Source organism: Nakamurella sp. GG22 (genome assembly GCF_052976845.2).
In genome coordinates this window covers 95,277-111,285 of sequence record NZ_JBRIIO020000014.1, presented here as the reverse complement: position 1 = coordinate 111,285, position 16,009 = coordinate 95,277, and the positions used below count along the sequence as shown (strand labels likewise).

Annotated in this window: 15 protein-coding genes; 7 read left to right on the top strand and 8 right to left on the bottom strand. The window is 69.7% G+C overall.

The window, feature by feature from the left end; translation table 11 throughout:
* Nucleotides 1-50: 50 nt before the first annotated feature.
* Both ACVBEQ_RS15435 and ACVBEQ_RS15430 read left to right on the top strand, forming a co-directional pair.
* Nucleotides 51-1,592, top strand: a complete 1,542-nt coding sequence (locus ACVBEQ_RS15435; RefSeq protein WP_447154194.1) for a sensor histidine kinase — start codon at nucleotides 51-53, stop codon at nucleotides 1,590-1,592.
* Between the two features lie 98 nt (nucleotides 1,593-1,690).
* Nucleotides 1,691-2,434 (top strand): YaaA family protein, encoded by a 744-nt coding sequence (locus ACVBEQ_RS15430; protein ID WP_447154193.1) that lies wholly within the window; start codon nucleotides 1,691-1,693, stop codon nucleotides 2,432-2,434.
* A gap of 9 nt (nucleotides 2,435-2,443) precedes the next feature.
* Here ACVBEQ_RS15430 and ACVBEQ_RS15425 read toward each other — a convergent pair whose 3' ends face one another.
* A complete protein-coding gene (locus tag ACVBEQ_RS15425) occupies nucleotides 2,444-2,947 on the bottom strand; it encodes a hypothetical protein (protein WP_447154192.1) in 504 nt (167 codons plus the stop codon).
* 167 nt (nucleotides 2,948-3,114) lie between these two features.
* On the bottom strand, nucleotides 3,115-5,598 hold the full coding sequence (locus ACVBEQ_RS15420; protein WP_447154191.1) for an ATP-binding protein: 2,484 nt from the start codon (nucleotides 5,596-5,598) through the stop codon (nucleotides 3,115-3,117).
* Nucleotides 5,599-5,920: 322 nt separating this feature from the next.
* Here ACVBEQ_RS15420 and ACVBEQ_RS15415 point away from each other — a divergent pair, with 322 nt between their 5' ends.
* On the top strand, nucleotides 5,921-6,322 hold the full coding sequence (locus ACVBEQ_RS15415; protein ID WP_447154190.1) for a CBS domain-containing protein: 402 nt from the start codon (nucleotides 5,921-5,923) through the stop codon (nucleotides 6,320-6,322).
* Nucleotides 6,323-6,542: 220 nt separating this feature from the next.
* Here ACVBEQ_RS15415 and ACVBEQ_RS15410 read toward each other — a convergent pair whose 3' ends face one another.
* Nucleotides 6,543-6,950: a hypothetical protein gene (locus ACVBEQ_RS15410; RefSeq protein WP_447154189.1), complete on the bottom strand. Its 408-nt coding sequence runs from the start codon at nucleotides 6,948-6,950 to the stop codon at nucleotides 6,543-6,545.
* A gap of 290 nt (nucleotides 6,951-7,240) precedes the next feature.
* Here ACVBEQ_RS15410 and ACVBEQ_RS15405 point away from each other — a divergent pair, with 290 nt between their 5' ends.
* Nucleotides 7,241-8,122 carry a universal stress protein gene (locus ACVBEQ_RS15405; RefSeq protein WP_447154188.1) on the top strand — a complete coding sequence of 294 codons (882 nt, stop codon included), beginning with the start codon at nucleotides 7,241-7,243 and terminating at the stop codon, nucleotides 8,120-8,122.
* A gap of 12 nt (nucleotides 8,123-8,134) precedes the next feature.
* Here the strand turns inward: ACVBEQ_RS15405 and ACVBEQ_RS15400 are convergent, their stop codons facing one another.
* Nucleotides 8,135-9,418 (bottom strand): APC family permease, encoded by a 1,284-nt coding sequence (locus ACVBEQ_RS15400; protein WP_447154187.1) that lies wholly within the window; start codon nucleotides 9,416-9,418, stop codon nucleotides 8,135-8,137.
* A 51-nt stretch (nucleotides 9,419-9,469) separates the two neighbouring features.
* Here ACVBEQ_RS15400 and ACVBEQ_RS15395 point away from each other — a divergent pair, with 51 nt between their 5' ends.
* Nucleotides 9,470-10,333, top strand: a complete 864-nt coding sequence (locus ACVBEQ_RS15395; protein WP_447154186.1) for an NAD(P)-dependent oxidoreductase — start codon at nucleotides 9,470-9,472, stop codon at nucleotides 10,331-10,333.
* Here the strand turns inward: ACVBEQ_RS15395 and ACVBEQ_RS15390 are convergent.
* The 3 genes from ACVBEQ_RS15390 to ACVBEQ_RS15380 all read right to left on the bottom strand — a co-directional run bounded on the left by ACVBEQ_RS15390 (nucleotide 10,303) and on the right by ACVBEQ_RS15380 (nucleotide 12,917).
* Nucleotides 10,303-10,662 (bottom strand): hypothetical protein, encoded by a 360-nt coding sequence (locus tag ACVBEQ_RS15390; protein ID WP_447154185.1) that lies wholly within the window; start codon nucleotides 10,660-10,662, stop codon nucleotides 10,303-10,305. The genes ACVBEQ_RS15395 and ACVBEQ_RS15390 overlap by 31 nt on opposite strands.
* A 156-nt stretch (nucleotides 10,663-10,818) precedes the next feature.
* Entirely contained in the window at nucleotides 10,819-11,616 is a 798-nt protein-coding gene (locus ACVBEQ_RS15385; protein ID WP_447154184.1) for a hypothetical protein, read from the bottom strand.
* Nucleotides 11,613-12,917 carry an ATP-binding cassette domain-containing protein gene (locus tag ACVBEQ_RS15380; RefSeq protein WP_447154183.1) on the bottom strand — a complete coding sequence of 435 codons (1,305 nt, stop codon included), beginning with the start codon at nucleotides 12,915-12,917 and terminating at the stop codon, nucleotides 11,613-11,615. Before ACVBEQ_RS15380 ends, ACVBEQ_RS15385 begins: the two co-directional genes overlap by 4 nt.
* 236 nt (nucleotides 12,918-13,153) lie before the next feature.
* Between ACVBEQ_RS15380 and ACVBEQ_RS15375 the strand changes: the two genes are divergently transcribed.
* Nucleotides 13,154-14,422 (top strand): hypothetical protein, encoded by a 1,269-nt coding sequence (locus tag ACVBEQ_RS15375; protein ID WP_447154182.1) that lies wholly within the window; start codon nucleotides 13,154-13,156, stop codon nucleotides 14,420-14,422.
* A 28-nt stretch (nucleotides 14,423-14,450) separates the two neighbouring features.
* Entirely contained in the window at nucleotides 14,451-15,251 is an 801-nt protein-coding gene (locus ACVBEQ_RS15370) for a hypothetical protein (protein WP_447154181.1), read from the top strand.
* Nucleotides 15,252-15,288: 37 nt separating this feature from the next.
* Here the strand turns inward: ACVBEQ_RS15370 and ACVBEQ_RS15365 are convergent, their stop codons facing one another.
* On the bottom strand, nucleotides 15,289-15,978 hold the full coding sequence (locus ACVBEQ_RS15365; protein ID WP_447154180.1) for an alternative oxidase: 690 nt from the start codon (nucleotides 15,976-15,978) through the stop codon (nucleotides 15,289-15,291).
* Nucleotides 15,979-16,009 lie beyond the last annotated feature (31 nt).

Here is a 16,009-nt window from a genome sequence, read left to right as displayed (position 1 = left end):
CGTGGCCGTCGTCGGAGCGCAGGCCGACCACCCTGTGCGACAGTGAGCGGGTGACCAACGGTGACCGGGCCGCGGACCGGGTGGACGCCCTACTCGAGGCGGTGCTGGCGGTCTCTTCAGGCCTCGACCTGGACGTCACCCTGCGCAGCATCGTCGATGCCGCCCTGGAATTGGTGGACGCCCGTTACGGCGCACTGGGCGTCGTCGACCCGGACGGCGATCTCATCGATTTCGTGTTCACTGGGATCGACGACGAGACACGGCAGCTGATCGGTTCCCACCCGACCGGCAAGGGCCTGCTCGGCACCGTCGTCCGCAACGGCCACACCATCCGGCTGGACGACCTGACGGTCCACCGGTCGTTCGCCGGCCTGCCGCCGCACCACCCGCCGATGCGGACGTTCCTGGGTGTTCCGGTCCGCGGGCACGGCTCGATCGTCGGCCGGCTCTACCTGACCGAGAAGGCCGGCGGCCGGTCGTTCACGGCGGAGGACGAAGTCCTGGTGATGTCGCTCGCCGGCGCCGCCGGCGTGGCGATCGACAATGCCCGGTTGTATGCGCAGGCACGGGATCGGCAGCGGTGGCTCGAGGCGAGCGCGGATGTGACCGCGGTACTGCTCGCGGGCAGCGAGACCAGCGACGCACTGCACCTGATCGCGAGCCGTGCACGCGACATGACCGCAGCGGACTTCACCCTCATCGCGTTGCCGCCCGCGACACCCCGGTCGCGGGACAGCGCGCCGCCGGCCGAGCTGATCGTCGCGGTGGCGGTCGGTCAGGACGCCGACGGATTCGCGGGCCAACGCATCCCGATCGAGGGATCGACGTCGGGCGCCGTCTTCGCCGATCATGTGCCGCGCAACGTCGACGGCCTCGCATACAGCCTGGAGGACGCCACCGGTGTTGCCCTCGGTCCGGCCCTGGCCCTGCCGTTGGGATCCGGTGACGCGCACGGTGGCGTGCTGCTCGCCGTTCGGAGACCGGGTTCGGCGTCTTTCAACGATGCCGAACTGCAGGTGGTCTCCTCCTTCGCCGACCAGGCCGCCCTGGCGCTGCAGCGCGCGGAGGTGCAGACGTCACGGCGGGAGCTGCAGGCGCTGACCGAGCGCGACCGGATCGCCACCGACCTGCACGACCACGTGATCCAGCGCCTGTTCGCGGTGGCGATGGCCATGGAGGGCACCCAACGCCGGGTCGATGCCCCGTTGATCGCCCTGCGGCTGGCCGATCATGTCGATCAGCTGCACAAGACGATCTTGCAGATCCGCAGTGCGATCTTCGACCTCCGGCACGAGCCGACGCCGCCGCCGAGCCTGCGGACCACCCTGTCCGAGCTGGTGCTGGGACTGACGGCGGGGTCGCCCGTGACCGTCACCGTACGGCTGGCGGGCGCCGTGGACAGCGTGCCGTCCGACGTGGCGCTGCAGGCCGAATCCGCGCTCCGGGCCACGGTTGCCGAAGTGGTCAGGGACAGCGCCGTGACCGCGATGGCGGTCGACGTGACGCTGGCCGACACCCTGCGGATCGAGGTCACGGTGGACGCCGGCGTCGAAACGGCCGTGCGGCTGCGGTGGTCCAGCGCCACGCTCTGACCGCCACCGCTCTGACCGCCACGCTCTGACCCGCACTGCTCTGACCGCCACTGGGCCCCGGCTGATCGTCACGCCGCCGCCCGGCTACCGTCCTCGGCGTGTACGTGCTGTTGCCCCCGTCTGAAACGAAGGCCGTGGGCGGTTCCGGGCCGGCGCTGGATCTCGGCGCCCTGCGTTTTCCGCAGCTGGCGGCGCCGCGCGCGGAGATGATCGCCCGGGTGACGGAGTTGTGCGGCGACGTCGCTGCCGCGCGCCGGGCGCTGTCGGTCGGCCCGGGGAAGGACCCGGAGATCCTCGCCACCGCGATGCTTCATCGGTCGGCGACCCTGCCGGCGCTGCTGCGGTACACCGGCGTCCTGTACGACGCCCTGGATGTCCGCAGCCTGCCGCGGGCGGCGCGGTCGCGCGCGGACGAGCGGTTGCTGATCACCTCGGCGTTGCTCGGCGTGGTCGGCGGCGGCGATGCCGTGCCGGGTTACCGGCTGTCCGCGGGCTCGGCGGTGCCGGGCGTGGCCCGGCCGGCCGCCTACTGGCGGCCGCACCTCGCGGCGCTGCTCGGCCGGCTCGACGGTCCCGTCGTCGACCTGCGGTCGGCCGCCTACGCGGCGTTCGCGCCCATGCCACATGCGATCTCGGTGCGGGTGCTGAACGAGGACGCAACCGGCCGGCGCAGCGTCGTCAGCCACTTCAACAAGGCGGTCAAAGGCCTGCTGGCCAGGGCGCTGGTCACCTCGAGAGCGGAGATGACAGGCCTGACAAGCATTGTCAGGATCGCGGTCAGGTCGGGTCTGCGGGTGGAGCGGACCGGCGAACGATCGATGGACGTGATCAACCGCGGGTGACCGCCCGCATCAAGGGCTGTGGCGCGTCGCGGTCGCCGGCCGCCGGTCCTTCGCGGCGAGGCAGGGCCTGCGGTAGCGGGTCGCCCACGGCTGGTCTCCCTGACCCACGGGAAGCCAGCCCTCGCTCATCAGCTCGGCGTTGAGGTTCAACAGACTCCGGGTCATGCCCGGAGACCACTGCTCCTCAGCAGGGACGTGGGCGAGGAAGCCCCGGGCTGCGGGGAAGGTGTCGCCGGGGATCCGGTAGGTCGGCCACCGGACGTCCGAGCTCTGGGCGATGCCCACGAAGCGGTAGTACCCGTGGCCCTCCTGCGTACCCAGCGTGGCAAGGATGCTGGAGATCCACGACTCACCGCCGGATTCCTCGAGCTGGATCTCCGCGGTGTCGGCCGCGGTGTCGTCCAACTCCAGCCACTCCTGCTCGCTGTCGTCCCACCAGCGCCGCCGGTCGGCGGAATAGTGACCCCGTCCCCGTTCGGGGTGGGCAGGCTGTTTGGTGATGTATGGCGTCATCCTCGATCAACTCCTCCGCTCGAACGTAGGTCGCGCGGAGGATCAATACCCAGAGTCCAAAGTCCCTGGTTGCCCTGTGCCGCAGCATCAATCGAGCATCAGTCGAGCATCAATCGAGCATCACCCGCCGTGCCTGGGCGGGACGATCGCCGTGCGCGGGGCGTGACTCAGGGCCGGATGCCGTTGCCGCCGACAACGTCGGCCGCCACCTCGCGGAGCTTGCGGTTGCCGTTCTGGCTGGTCTTGACCAGCACCGCGAACGCCTGCTCGGGCGTCAGCCCGTTGGAGCCGACCAGGACGCCGGTGGCGATGCCGATGAGCCGGTTGCTGTCCAGCGCGGTCCGCAGGTGGGTGACCCTGGTGTGCGCCTCCCCGAGTGCGTCCTCACGGACCTGATTGAGCTGGTGGTGCACCCGTACGCGGGCCAGCAGTTCCTGGGACGAGAACGGCTTGGTGATGTAGTCGTCGGCGCCGTAGCTCAGGCCCTCGATAGCGGAATCGGCACCCGCCCGCGCGGTCAGCAGGATGATCGGCACCCGGGCCGTTCCGTCGGCCGACCGCAGGGCCGTCAGCAGGTCGAGCCCGCTCGAGCCGGGCAGCATGATGTCGGTCAGCACCAGGCCGTAGGGCGTGCCCGAATCCGTCGAGAATGCAGCTGCCGTGGCGGATTCCGCATCAGCGACGGCGTCGACCGCCCAGCCGTCGGACGTCAGCAGATGGCCGAGATAGGACCTGAGATCGTCGTCGTCCTCGACGAGCAGGAGCCGCGGCCGCCCGGGTTGGTCCGACTCCACCCGGCGCCGGTCATCGACGCCGCCGGCCATCTGCCGGGCCGCACTCTGCACGGGGGCCGGGGCCGCTGCCTGTGTCGCGGCCGATGTCGCGGAGCCGTCCGCCGGAATCAGGGCGCCGACCGCCGCCCGGGACGCCGCCGGGTCCGCGGTAGCCGCAACGGTGACGGTGAACGTGCTGCCCGCACCGGGCGTGCTGGTCAACTCGATCCGGCCGCCGTGCGCGGAGACCAGATCGGACACCAGCGCGAGACCGATACCGGCGCCGTCACTTCCGCCGTCACCGGCCCGGTGGAAGCGCTCGAACACCCGGGGCTGTTGCTCGCTGCTGATCCCGACTCCGGTGTCGGTGACGGTCAACTCGGCGAATCCTGCGGGAAGTCCGCGAACCGTGATCGTGATCCCGCCCCGAGCGGTGTACTTCACCGCATTCGACAGCAGGTTGTTCACGATGGTTGCCCACATCTCCCGGTCGACGTCCGCGGTGACGGGGCCGGTTGGGAGCTGCACGGTGAAATCCAGGCCGGCGTGCTCTGCGGTCGACCGGAACATGCTGGCGATGTCGGCCGTGGTCGCCGCGAGATCGGTCTCCTCGAACACCGGCACCCTGATCGAGGCCTGATGGGAGAGATCGAGAAGTGCTTCCACCATCCGCTGCAGTCGCTCCGCCGCCCGCACCGCTGCCGTCAGGCTCTCCCGGCCGGGCGGATCGAGCTGCGAGGAACTGTTGGCCAGGACGTCCTGCAGGGGAGCGAGCAGCAGGGTCAACGGGGTCCGCAGCTCGTGGCTGACGTTCTGGAAGAACTCGGTCTTGACGTGGTCGAGGTCCGCGAGGGTCTGCGCCCGCTGCCGCTCGTCGTGGTACGCGTAGGCGTCCGCGAGGGCGACCCGGAACTGCCGGCCGACGAGCGCCAGGAACTCCTGGGTCCGATCATCGAGGGGCCGGTACGGATTGACGCCGAGCACCACTGCCCCGGCCGGTCCCGTCCCGGCGCCCAGGATCAGCGGCAGCACCACGGCCTGGTCGGGCAGCAGGGGACCGAGCGGGCCCGGCTGCAGGGTGTCGGGCAACAGTGCCCGCAGCGAGTCGAGCATCTGCGCCCGTTCCTCGCGGACGGCGGTGCCGACGGTCCAGCTGCCATCGGCCGCCGGCTCGATCAGCCCCGGTCCGGGCGCTCCGGTGAAGCCGTAATCCGCAACCAGCCGAAACTGGCCGTCCGGTTCATCGCGGAGGAACACCGCGGCGAACGGCACGCTCTCGCGGGCGCCGGCGAGCACCAGGGCCGCTGCTTGGCAGGTGTCGGCCGGGTTGTTCGACCGGGTCGCCGAGAGCGCTCCCAGCTGTTGAGCCACCCGGAGCCGGCGTTGCGCCAGTACCTGGCTGGTGGTCTCGGCAGCAACCGTGAACATCCCGACGATGCTGCCGTCGGTGTCGCGGATCGGGCTCTGCGAGAAGGTGAAGTAGCACTCCTCGGGATACCCGTTGCGCTCCAACACCATTTGCATGTCGTCATGCCGCACCGCCCGGCCGCCCAGCATGACCTCTTCGATGATCGGCCCGGACACCGACCATGCGTCGGGCCAGACCTCCTTCGCGGGCCGGCCCAGCGCGGCCGGATGCAGTTCGGCGCCCAGCAGGGGGATATAGGCGTCGTTGTAGACCATCACGACGTCGGGCCCCCAGGACACCACCATGGGGAACGCGGAATCCAGGCAGAGCTCGACGAGCACCCGCAGGAGTGGCGGCCACCCGGGGAGCGGGCCGAGCGGAGTCGCCGCCCAGTCCATCGATCTGAACCGTTCGCGCATCTCACCGGGTCCGGCGAACGCCGGAGAAGCCGGACGATCCGCGGGGTTCACCGGCTCAGCCTACCCAGAGCGGTCGGTGCGGAACCGAATCCGGCGATGTTCTCAGGACTCGACACCCGGCGTCGGCACGCAATAGGGACCATCGTCCTTGACCTGCAGGGTCCGACGCCTCTGCGTTCCGAACGACGCACCAGCGCAGAGTCGAATCAGAGCACGCCGAATCAGAGCACGACGACACCTCGGGCACCGCGCAGGGGTGTCGCGGCCCGCCCTGCGACACCGCGCTGAACGGCGCGGTGTCGAACCGGACGGTCCGCAGACCCGAGAGGAGCACGACATGATGGCCTATGGCCCGTCGACACGCGGAGCATCGGTGGCGTCGCAATCCCTGCCGTCGGACCCGGTCCGGCTGATCATGCGATCGCCTGTTGCCACAGTCGATATCGCCGACACCCTGCGCGACGCCGCGGAAGAGATGGCCTCCGACGAGATCGGCGCCCTGCTGGTCACCGGCGACGGTGCGCTCGGCATGCTGTCCGAACGCGACGTGGTCACCGCGGTGGCGGGCGGTCGCGATCTGGACGAGGTCCAGGCCGGTGATGCCTTGAATCCCGAGGTCATCTGGGGTGATCCGGAGATCTCGATCGAGCGCGCGGGTCTGCTGATGATCGAGAGCGGCGTCCGGCACCTGCCGATCGGTGATGGCCGGACCGCCGTCGGCATCGTGTCGATGCGCGACGTGCTCGGTGTTCTCGTCGGCGCCCCCGCGGAGTAACGCCCTCTTCACCGGATGGCGATTGGTGACCGGAAGATTTCGATGTCCGGGATATCAACGCACCGGAATACCGAATCCTCTGACCGAAAGGCGCGACGCACCGAAATTATCAGCGCCGCACCGATACCAGAAAAAGCACAGCGACCGCCGACCCTGTGGGTCGGCGGTCGTCGTTGCGCTGGAGCGGCAAATCCGGGCGGATCAGCGGTGGCCGTGCCGATCAGAAATCCACATGCCTTGCGCTGCCGCGCAGTTCGGTCATGTGGTAGGTCCGCAGCTGGCCCCTGGCAACACTGCTCGGGCGGGTGCGGTGCATGGTGATCAGTCCCATGGTTGCGACCGTCTGAGGGCCGGAGGAAACGTCGACCGCGGGAATGACCAGGGTGAACGACGTGTGCCCGATGTCCTTCGTGCTCATCGTCGTCACGGTGGCGAGCTGGCCCAACGAGGTGCTCTCCAGGTAGATCTCGTCACCGGAGAATTCCATGGCGTGGTGCGAGTCCTGGTATTGGAGGTGCGGCTCGCCGTCGATTCCACCGAGCGACAGCCTGATCAACAGGTTGCCGCCGTTCAGGACGAAATGGTTCGGGTCCTGCACTTTTGTCGGGGCGAGTTGCGGGTGTGTCATAGCCGGCTCCATTCCTTGCGCGTCATCGGGCAGGGAGCACCGGTTGCTGACGGATGCGATGGACCCGTCGACCCGCAACCGGTGGTCAACTGACTGTCACTCAACGGGATTCGGCTGGGCGGCAACAGGGTCGTTGGACCCGGCTGCGCGGGGTCGTCGGGTCCCGTGCGGATGCCGGCCGCCGCACGTCCTCGCAACCGTGATGGCCGGGACCTTCGTCCCTGTCCCCCCGGGGGCGGTCGGCGGGATGGTGGAGGGAAGAGGGTGGAACAGAGGACGAAGGAGAAACCATGATTGTCGCCGGATCGTCCGTCGTGGTCGGTGTCGACGGTTCGGAACCGTCGCTCACAGCAGCGGAATGGGCTGCCGGGCAAGCAGCCCGCCGGCACCTGCCGCTGCTGATCCTGCACGCCTACCAGGTGCCGTTCGTCGGCCAACCTGAGTACGAGTTCCCGCCCGAGGTCGCCGAGTCGGTGCGGACCAGGGCGGCGGAGCTGCTCAGCGATCTGGTCGGATCGATGGCCCGGTCGCATCCCGCCGTTGAGTGCACCACCTCGTTGGTGGAGGGTGACGCGAGGTCGGCTCTGGTGGACGTGTCGCGGGGCGCGGCGCTGACCGTTGTCGGGTCGCGTGGCGGCGGCCGGCTCCGAGAGGTGCTGCTGGGGTCGGTCGCGCTCTACGTCGCATCGCACGGCCGGTCGCCCGTTGCGGTCGTTCCTGCCGCCGGATCACCCGACGGCCCGGTGGTCGTCGGAGTGGATGGATCACACAGCAGCGACGCAGCCGTGGAGTTCGCGTTCGACGAGGCCGATGCGCGCGGTGCAGACATGGTCGCTGTTCTCGCCTGGGACGAACTGGCGAAGCAGCGCTTCGCTCGCCGGCCGGTCGTCCGGGACCCCAGGGACAGCACCGACGACGACGCGATGCTGGCAGAGCAGCTGGCGGGCTGGCACGAGAAGTACCCCGATGTCGCCGTGCGCAGGGTGTTGTTCAAGGGCCAGCCTGCGGAGGCAATGCTGAGGTTCGGCGACCGCGACCAGCACCCCGCCATGCTGGTCGTCGGCAGCAGGGGTCGCGGCGGATTCACCGGTCTGCTGTTGGGTTCGACCAGTCAGACGGTACTCACCCACGCGACCTGCCCGGTCGTCGTGGTGAGGCACAGCTCCGACTGAACCTCAACTCGGTCAAGCGGTGTCGGGGCGCGCCCGTCGGGCGCGTATCGCACGCCCGATGCCGTACGAGGCCGCCCCGAGCGCCACCACGGACGCGCCGGCGATCAGCGCGGCGGTCGGCACCGACACGCAGAGCAGCACGCAACCGGCCAGGCCGACGGCCGGCACAACGGCCGGCGGCCGGCCCTCCTCAGGCCGCAGGGTCCACGCCGAGGCGTTGGCGATCGCGTAGTAGACGAGCACACCGAATGACGAGAATCCGATCGCACCGCGCAGGTCCACCGTCGCCGCCAGGACGGCCACGACCGCGCCGACCGCGAGCTCGGCGTGCCGGGGCACACCGACCCGTTGCTGGACGACGGCGAGCGTCGCGGGCAGGTGACGGTCGCGGGCCATCGCGAGGACCGTGCGCGACACCCCGAGGACGAGGGCGAGCAGCGCACCGATCGCGGCAATCGCCGCGCCGATCCGCACGACGGTGGTCAGGGCCGGTGCGCCCGCCACCGTGACCGCTGCCGCCAGCGGGTCCACGGCCGCGGCCAGCGCGTCCGGTCCCAGTACCGACAGCGCGGCGACCGCGACGGCGGCGTAGATGACGAGCGTGATGCTCAGTGCGGTCGGGATCGCCCGCCGAATGGTCCGCACAGGGTCACGGACCTCCTCGCCCAGGGTCGCGATGCGCGCATAGCCCGCGAACGCGAAGAACAGCAGTCCGGCGGCCTCCAGTGCGCCGCGGACGCTGCCGCCGCCGCCCGCCCCGAGCCGCTGCAGATCGGCGGCCGGACTGTTCAGGCAGACCACGACGACCGCGGCGAGGACGACCACCACCACGCCGACGATCAGCCGCGTCAACCAGGCCGCCTTCTGCACGCCCGCCCAGGACACCGCGGTCACCACGACGACAACGCCGACCGCCACGGCCTTCTGCCGGTCCGGCCAGACGTAGCTGCCAACGGTGAGGGCCATCGCCGCGCACGATGCCGTCTTGCCGACGACGAAGGACCAGCCGGCGAGATACCCCCAGAACGGTCCGAGTCGTTCGCGGCCATAGACGTAGGTGCCGCCCGACGACGGGTAGCGGGCCGCGAGCCTAGCCGACGACGTCGCATTGCAGAACGCGACCACGGCGGCCACCGCGAGTCCGACCAGCAATGCCCAGCCGGCCGCTGCCGCCGCCGGAGCCAGCGCCGAGAAGATGCCGGCGCCGAGCATCGCCCCCAGGCCGATGACGACGGCGTCGGTGACGCCCAACCGCCTGGCCAGCTCGGGCTGGTCGCCGTTCGTCGCTGCGGTCACCGCTGGCACCCTAGGGCAGGTCCGCGCCGTGCGACCAGGAGGAACACCGTCATGCGTGTTGCAGTGTTGGGAACGGGAATCATGGGTGCCGGCGTTGCGGGGTCATTGCTGCGCTCGGGCCATCAGGTGACGGTGTGGAATCGGGATCCGGTCAAGGCCGAGCCGCTCCGGGACGCCGGCGCCGTGGTCGCACCGACCCCACCGGCCGCGGTGGGCGACGCAGAGGCGGTGCTGACCGTTCTGCACGACGCGGATGCCGTCCTGGACGTGATGGCGCAGGCCGCCTTGGCGATGCCCGCGGGGTCGGTGTGGGCGCAGCTCAGCACCATCGGTCTGGACGGCACGGCGCGTACCGCGGTACTGGCGCAGCAGCACGGGATCGCAGTGGTGGAGGCGATGATGCTGGGCACCAAGCAGCCGGCAGAACAGGGCAAGCTCGTGCTGCTGGTCGGCGGCGATCCGGCGCACCTGGCCGTGCTGGCGCCGGTGTTCGAAGCGATCAGTGCGAAGGTGGTGAACGCCGGCGAGCAATCGGGTCAGGCGTCCGCATTGAAGCTGGCGGCCAACGCATGGGTTCAGTCGCTGACGGCCATTGTCGGGCAGTCGTTGGCGCTCACCTCCGCGTTCGGTCTGGATCCGCAGAAGTTCCTCGACGCCATCGGCGGCGGCGCCACGGATTCGCCCTACGCCCACGTCAAGGGCGCCGCGATGCTCAAGGGGGAGTACCCGCCGTCCTTCAGCATCGACGGCGTCCTGAAGGACCTCGGGTTGATCCGCACAGCGGCGCAACGGTTCGGCGTCCCCGACGACGTCCTGGAACGGGTCGAGGCCAAGTACGCCGCGGCGGCGCGCAAAGGTCATGCGGGTGACGACATGGCTGCCGTCTACACCGCTTTCGAGGCGGGCTCCGGCTGATCCGCCGTCGCCGTCTGCAGCCGGACGGTCGCCAGCCGGATCGCCATCTCCGGGAGCGCCTGCAGGCAGATCGACCCCAGTAGGTCCTGAACGGCGCGGGCCGCGCATTCCGTGATGACGGTGGCGGCAAGGAGCCCGCTGAAGATCGGGTTCAGTTCGTCCACGATGGCGGCCACGGTCCCCGTCAGGTCCGCGGGGCGCCCAACGGTCGGCGCCCTGCGGGTGGACCAGCGATCGCCCGCGGAGGTGTCAGCGGTGGTCGTGTTCCCGGTTCGGCGATCCTCGGCGACCTCGGCCGGGTTGGGCAGCAACGGACTGGTCACGGCCATGGCCGGTCACCGCTGTCGATCGAGGAGGTCGGCTGCCGGGGCGACGTCCTCGGGCTGGAGATGGATCCTCTCTGTGCTTCTCATACCGTTCAGGGTCCAGAACGGTGCCCGCACGGACCAGAGCCGAAGGTCCCCACCAGGCGCCGATCGCAACGATCAGGTCTCCCGAAGGGCGAGCCGGTGGACACCGGCGGCGATCAGCGCGGCGGTGGCGATCAGCGAGACAGCGATGGCCGGCAGGTAGTCCACCAGCGCCGTCGTGCCGAGCAGCGCGACCTGTGCGCCGGACAGGGTGGTCGGCAACCAGTCGTGCAGCACGCCCAGCCCGCCGATCACGGAGAGTGCGATGACCGAGCCCAATGCGATGCCGAGGATTGCCGGGGTGCTCCTGGCCAGCGATGCCGCCGCGGTCACCACGGCCACCACGAACAGCAGGTAGACCGCCTGGCAGAGCAGGCCGGCCAGCAGTGCCGCCGGGTCGAGAGGGCCCAGCAGCACCACGGTCTCGAACCAGGCGGCCAGCAGGCCGGCGCCGTACGCGGCGATCCCTGCCGCGCTGACGACCACGATCCGCGGACGGACCAGTTGCCACATGCTGCCGACCCTGGACCGGAGGAAAATGGACAGGCCGGGGCGGCTGTCGAAGCCCATGGCGCCGGCGGCGATGGCGACCAGCACGATGAGGCCGATCTGACTCGCCTGGCTGACGTAGTTGATGATGCCGTCCCGGGGCTGCGGCGGCGGGACGATGATCGTCATTCCCGACTGCACGTTCGCCACGATGTCCGGGAGGTAGGTGGCCGTCACCGGGCCGAGCAGGCCGAAGAACACGAACACCCCGACCAGTGCGACCAGCCGCGGGGTACGGGTGAGCCGCAGCCACTCGAGGCGCCAGATGCCCATCGCCCGTGGCGACCGTTGCGGCTGCATGGTGAGTGCCGGTGATGCGCTCATGACGCCATCACTTCCGATCCGGTGAGCGCGAGGAAGGCCGATTCCAGATCAGCGGCGAGCGGTTCGCACGACACCAACCGGCCGCCGCACGCTGCGACGACCGCCGGAATGCCGCGCTCGCCGGCGGCGATCGAGCTCGCCTCGAGGCGGACCGAGTCCGGTGCGGCGGGCTCCAGCCGGGTGACCCAGTCGCTCAGCGCGAGCCGTTCGAACACGGCGGTCGGATCGCCGGCGACCCGCAGCAGCCAGCGAGGTTGCAGGTGGTCGTCGATCAGTTGCCGGGTCGGGCCCTGGTAGATCAGCCGACCAGCCCGCAGGATGCCGACATGATCGGCGACCCGTTGGACGTCGGCCAGGATGTGGCTGGAGAAGATCACCGTCCGCTCGCCGCGTAGACCCGCCACCAGGTCGAGCATCTCGGCTCGGCCCGCCGGGTCGAGGGCGGAGGTCGGCTCGTCCATGATGAGCAACTGCGGGTCCGCGACCAGTGCGCAGGCCAGGCCCAGACGCTGCGTCATACCGCGGGAGAAGCCGCCCACCCTGCGGTCGGCAACCTGCCGGAGACCGGCCGTCCGGAGCGCCCGGTGCACGGCATCCGCGCCGTCGAGTCCACCTGCCCCGAGCCCACCGCCCCCGAGCCGACCGTCCCGAAGCTCACTGTCCCGCCCCCCACGGTGATCCGCGACCAGCGCGGCGGCCAGCGCGACGACTTCCGTGGCCGTCAGCCAACCGTCGAACTCGGGGACATCGGGGCACACGGCGACCGAGGTGCGGGGCAGCGTCAGGTGTACTTCTCCGTGGTCGGCGCGGCGCATCCCGGTCACGATGGACAGCAGCGTCGTCTTCCCAGCACCGTTGGGGCCGACGAGGCCGTATACGCAGCCGCGGGGGACGGCCAGGTCGACATCGAAGAGCCCGCTGCCGTGGCCGTAGTCACGGGTCAGCCCGACCGTTCGCAGCACCGGTTCCGACGGTGGCGGCTCCCGATCCGCGCTGACGATCAGCGGTCCGGATTTTGCGGGCGCGGTGTGCTCACCCGCGGCGGGTTCGGCGACCCGGTGCGTTCGGTCCCGGCCGACCAGGAGATAGATGATGGCGCCGATCGGCGCGGATCCCAGCACGATGATGAATGCCCACGCGAGCTTGGGCAGTTGTTTCACCGACGGGGCGCGGACGAGATCGACCAGGCAGTAGATCTCGAAGCCGAGAATGAGCAGCAGCAACGGCAACAGGGCGATCAGGGTGGCCCCGGACGGCAAGTTCAGGCTGTCGGCCGAGTACACCACCGGCACGATGGGCATGGCATCACCCCTCACGGTGCGTCCTTGATGGTGCCCCGGGGTGGCTGCGAGCACATGAGTCGAACGGCCCCACATCGCCGGGACATCGCGATGGACCACAGGAATCCCCCTCCGCCGTTTGTCCGGTTGCTGCCGGTCTGCCTACTACGGAGAGGGGGATGCGCGCGTCGGGGCACGGTGGTCACGATGACCGGGCGATGGTCCGGAGACGGGCAGCCGGCGACCAGGGAGTACCGATGGCAGCGATCGACGACCTCACCGAACTGGTGGAACGTGCTGCCGCGGCAGAACGTGCGGCGCTTGCCTCGAAGTGGAAGGACCGCCCGGATGTCGAGAAGACAGCCACCAGGGTCAGGACCAACGCCCAGCGGCAACGCGCCGAGCTGGCCGGCGACACCGGACTGCGACAGCTCTCCCCGAGGTGGGACGCGCTGCGCCGAGAATATCTCGAACTCGGTGCAGTGCAGGCGCTCTCGGCCGGCACGACCGAACCGGACGACAGATTCGCGACCGCCGCGCAGGCGGAGCGCGATGCGGTTGCGGCCGTCGCACTGGCCCGTCTCGCGCTGAACGACGCAGCCCTCGCCGTGCTGCAGGCGAGGCTGGCCCGCATCGACGCCGGCGAGGACGACCCGGATGCCGCGATCGTCGACGGTCACGTCCCGTTGCACGGCCGTAACCCCGTAAGCCGGCACGGCCCGGCACTTGCGCACGGGCTCACCGGCGAGATCCGCTACATCCTGACCCGCAAGCCGCGGTCGACCGTCAAGAGTCTCGCGATCGCGCTCGCGATGGGGCTGCTGTACCTCGGCTTCATCCGGCTGTTCGAGTGGGACGAGGACCAGAAGTGGTTGCCCTACCTCGGGCTCTGGGCCATCGGCGTGGTGATGGGCGGGAGCGTCTGCGTGAATGCGATGAGCTTCGACGCGATGCGGGTCCGTGCGGCACTGGACAGCGGTGCGCGGCTGTGGCACCTGCTGGTGATCAAGAACCTGGCGCTGATCTGCATCGTCTCGCCGATCGGGTTCCTGCTCTGCGCGCTGCTCGCGTGGCGGGCCGGCGACATCTACGCCTTCTACAAGGCCTGCGTCCTGATGCTCTGCATGATCCTGTTGTGGCTGGGTGTCGGCAACATCCTGTCGGTCGCCCTTCCGTCACGGGACGAGCCGATCAGGAAGCGACGCCAATCGGGCAGCCTCAAGCAGTTCGTCATCGCGTTCGTGGTGTCCTACCTGATCGGCTACCTGGTGAACGGGATGCTGGTGTGGCGCGCTTTCGCGGCGCAGGAACTGACCGCGAAGCTGGGATCGGCGTTGCTCCCGTCGGTCCTGATCCTTGTCTCCAGCGCTTTCATGTGGATCCTGCTGACGGTGTTCGCGGTGGCCCTGGCCCAGCAGCCCAAGGTGCGCAGGACGATGCAGAAGGAGATCGCGGATTACACCGGCAATGCCGAGATGACCGCGTTGGCACAGGACCTCGCGCGGGAGGACGCCCGGAGCCGCTGACGGGCGCGGCCGATGACAGACTGACCCGATGAACAGGCTGGCCATCCATGAGTCCGCTGCGGGTGGGCTGTCCCCGACGGGCCTGGTCGACGTCGCGTCGCAGACCGGCTTCGATTCCGTCGGGCTGCGGGTGGCGCACTCACCCGGCGCCGACCTGTGGTGGACCCGGGGCGCCGGATCGCCGGAACTCCGCAGCATGATCACCCACCTGTTGACCAGCCGGGTCTCCGTGCTGGATGTCGGCCGGGTGGAACTGGGCGTGGGTGTCGAACGGGGTGTCGAACCTGGCGGCGACGGATCGCAGCGCACGGTGCTGGACCTCGCGGAGCGGTTGGGCGCCCGCTACGTCACGGCAGGTGGCAGCACCGACCTCGCCGACCTGGCCGAGTTCGAACACCGGTGGAACGTGTTGCTCACCGAGTCCGAGAACTACCAGGTCCTGCCGCTGCTGGTTCCCGGGCCGGGGACCGCGGTCGCGACCGCCGCGGATGCCCTGGAGCTGGTCAGAAGGGTCGGCGGTGGTGTGGTCCTGACCGTCTCGACCGACCAGTCCGCGTTCGACATCGAGACGCAGGTGCTGGAGGCGGGAAGCCATCTGGGGTATCTGCGGCTGCTCGCGGAGGATCTCGACACGGTGACTGACGAGGATGCGGCCGGCCTGCTGGCCACGGTTCCGGTGCACGTCCCCATCGCGGTCGGCACCGCACTGCCGACCGCGGGTGGCGACCTGCTCCCGCGTGCCCGGCGCTGGAGCCGGTTGATCGACAGCATGCTCGAGCATCCACTTGCCCGGGCGAGAAGGCTGGGCGGCGGGCCGGGCGGGGACTGATCGTTCCTAGCGCGGGGATCACCGGCCGGCGTCGGGCTCAGCTGAATCGCGGCGCCGCCATCGCCTCGATCGAGCCCTCCTTGTGGGTGCGCTCGTCATGGCCGATCTGCCGCAAAAGGTCGGCCACCGACTCGAAAGTGCCGTACTCGGCGGAGAAATCGGCGTCATACGGAGTGGTCTCCCACTCCGGATGCTCGGCCACCATCGTCATGTACTCGTGCTCGGCGTGGTCCTCGAAGTCGGCGTTGAGACGGTAGGACCAGGCCGGCCGGATCACGAACAGCAGCCAGGAGATCTGGTAGTACACCAACGCGATGAACTGCGGGATCCAGAAGTAGTAGATCCGGCTCTCGCGCTTGCCGGAGCTCACGATCAGGTCCTCGAGAATCAGCAGGTGCCACTGCTCGTTGTCCTGCTGCTCGCGCGATTCCTTCACCCGTTCATGGATGCGCCGGGCGAGGCCCGTCCGGCTGTAGACATGCGTGATCGCGATGTAGGCGACCTGTTCCCACGACTGGTAAGGGACCCTGGCCACCAGTTCCAGAACCTTGAACTTCGACAGGGTGCGCTTCTTGCCGTAGAGCAGGTCGAGCGTGACGAACAATGCCCGGGCGAGCGCACCGTAGGGCCGGCGCGGCGCGGCCAGCGTCTCCTGCTGCGCCCTGATCAGCTCATCGTGATTCAGGCGGGGTGGTCGGCCGGGGACGATTTCGAAGAGATCCGCCACTGTTCTCCTTTGATCCGCCACTGTTCTCCTT

Bases quoted from the DNA above. Each gene is read 5' to 3' on its own strand.
- ACVBEQ_RS15425 (WP_447154192.1), bottom strand. From the start codon at position 2,947: ATGACGCCATACATCACCAAACAGCCTGCCCACCCCGAACGGGGACGG.
- ACVBEQ_RS15410 (WP_447154189.1), bottom strand. From the start codon at position 6,950: ATGACACACCCGCAACTCGCCCCGACAAAAGTGCAGGACCCGAACCAT.
- ACVBEQ_RS15405 (WP_447154188.1), top strand. From the start codon at position 7,241: ATGATTGTCGCCGGATCGTCCGTCGTGGTCGGTGTCGACGGTTCGGAA.
- ACVBEQ_RS15395 (WP_447154186.1), top strand. From the start codon at position 9,470: ATGCGTGTTGCAGTGTTGGGAACGGGAATCATGGGTGCCGGCGTTGCG.
- ACVBEQ_RS15390 (WP_447154185.1), bottom strand. From the start codon at position 10,662: ATGGCCGTGACCAGTCCGTTGCTGCCCAACCCGGCCGAGGTCGCCGAG.
- ACVBEQ_RS15385 (WP_447154184.1), bottom strand. From the start codon at position 11,616: ATGAGCGCATCACCGGCACTCACCATGCAGCCGCAACGGTCGCCACGG.
- ACVBEQ_RS15380 (WP_447154183.1), bottom strand. From the start codon at position 12,917: ATGCCCATCGTGCCGGTGGTGTACTCGGCCGACAGCCTGAACTTGCCG.
- ACVBEQ_RS15375 (WP_447154182.1), top strand. From the start codon at position 13,154: ATGGCAGCGATCGACGACCTCACCGAACTGGTGGAACGTGCTGCCGCG.
- ACVBEQ_RS15370 (WP_447154181.1), top strand. From the start codon at position 14,451: ATGAACAGGCTGGCCATCCATGAGTCCGCTGCGGGTGGGCTGTCCCCG.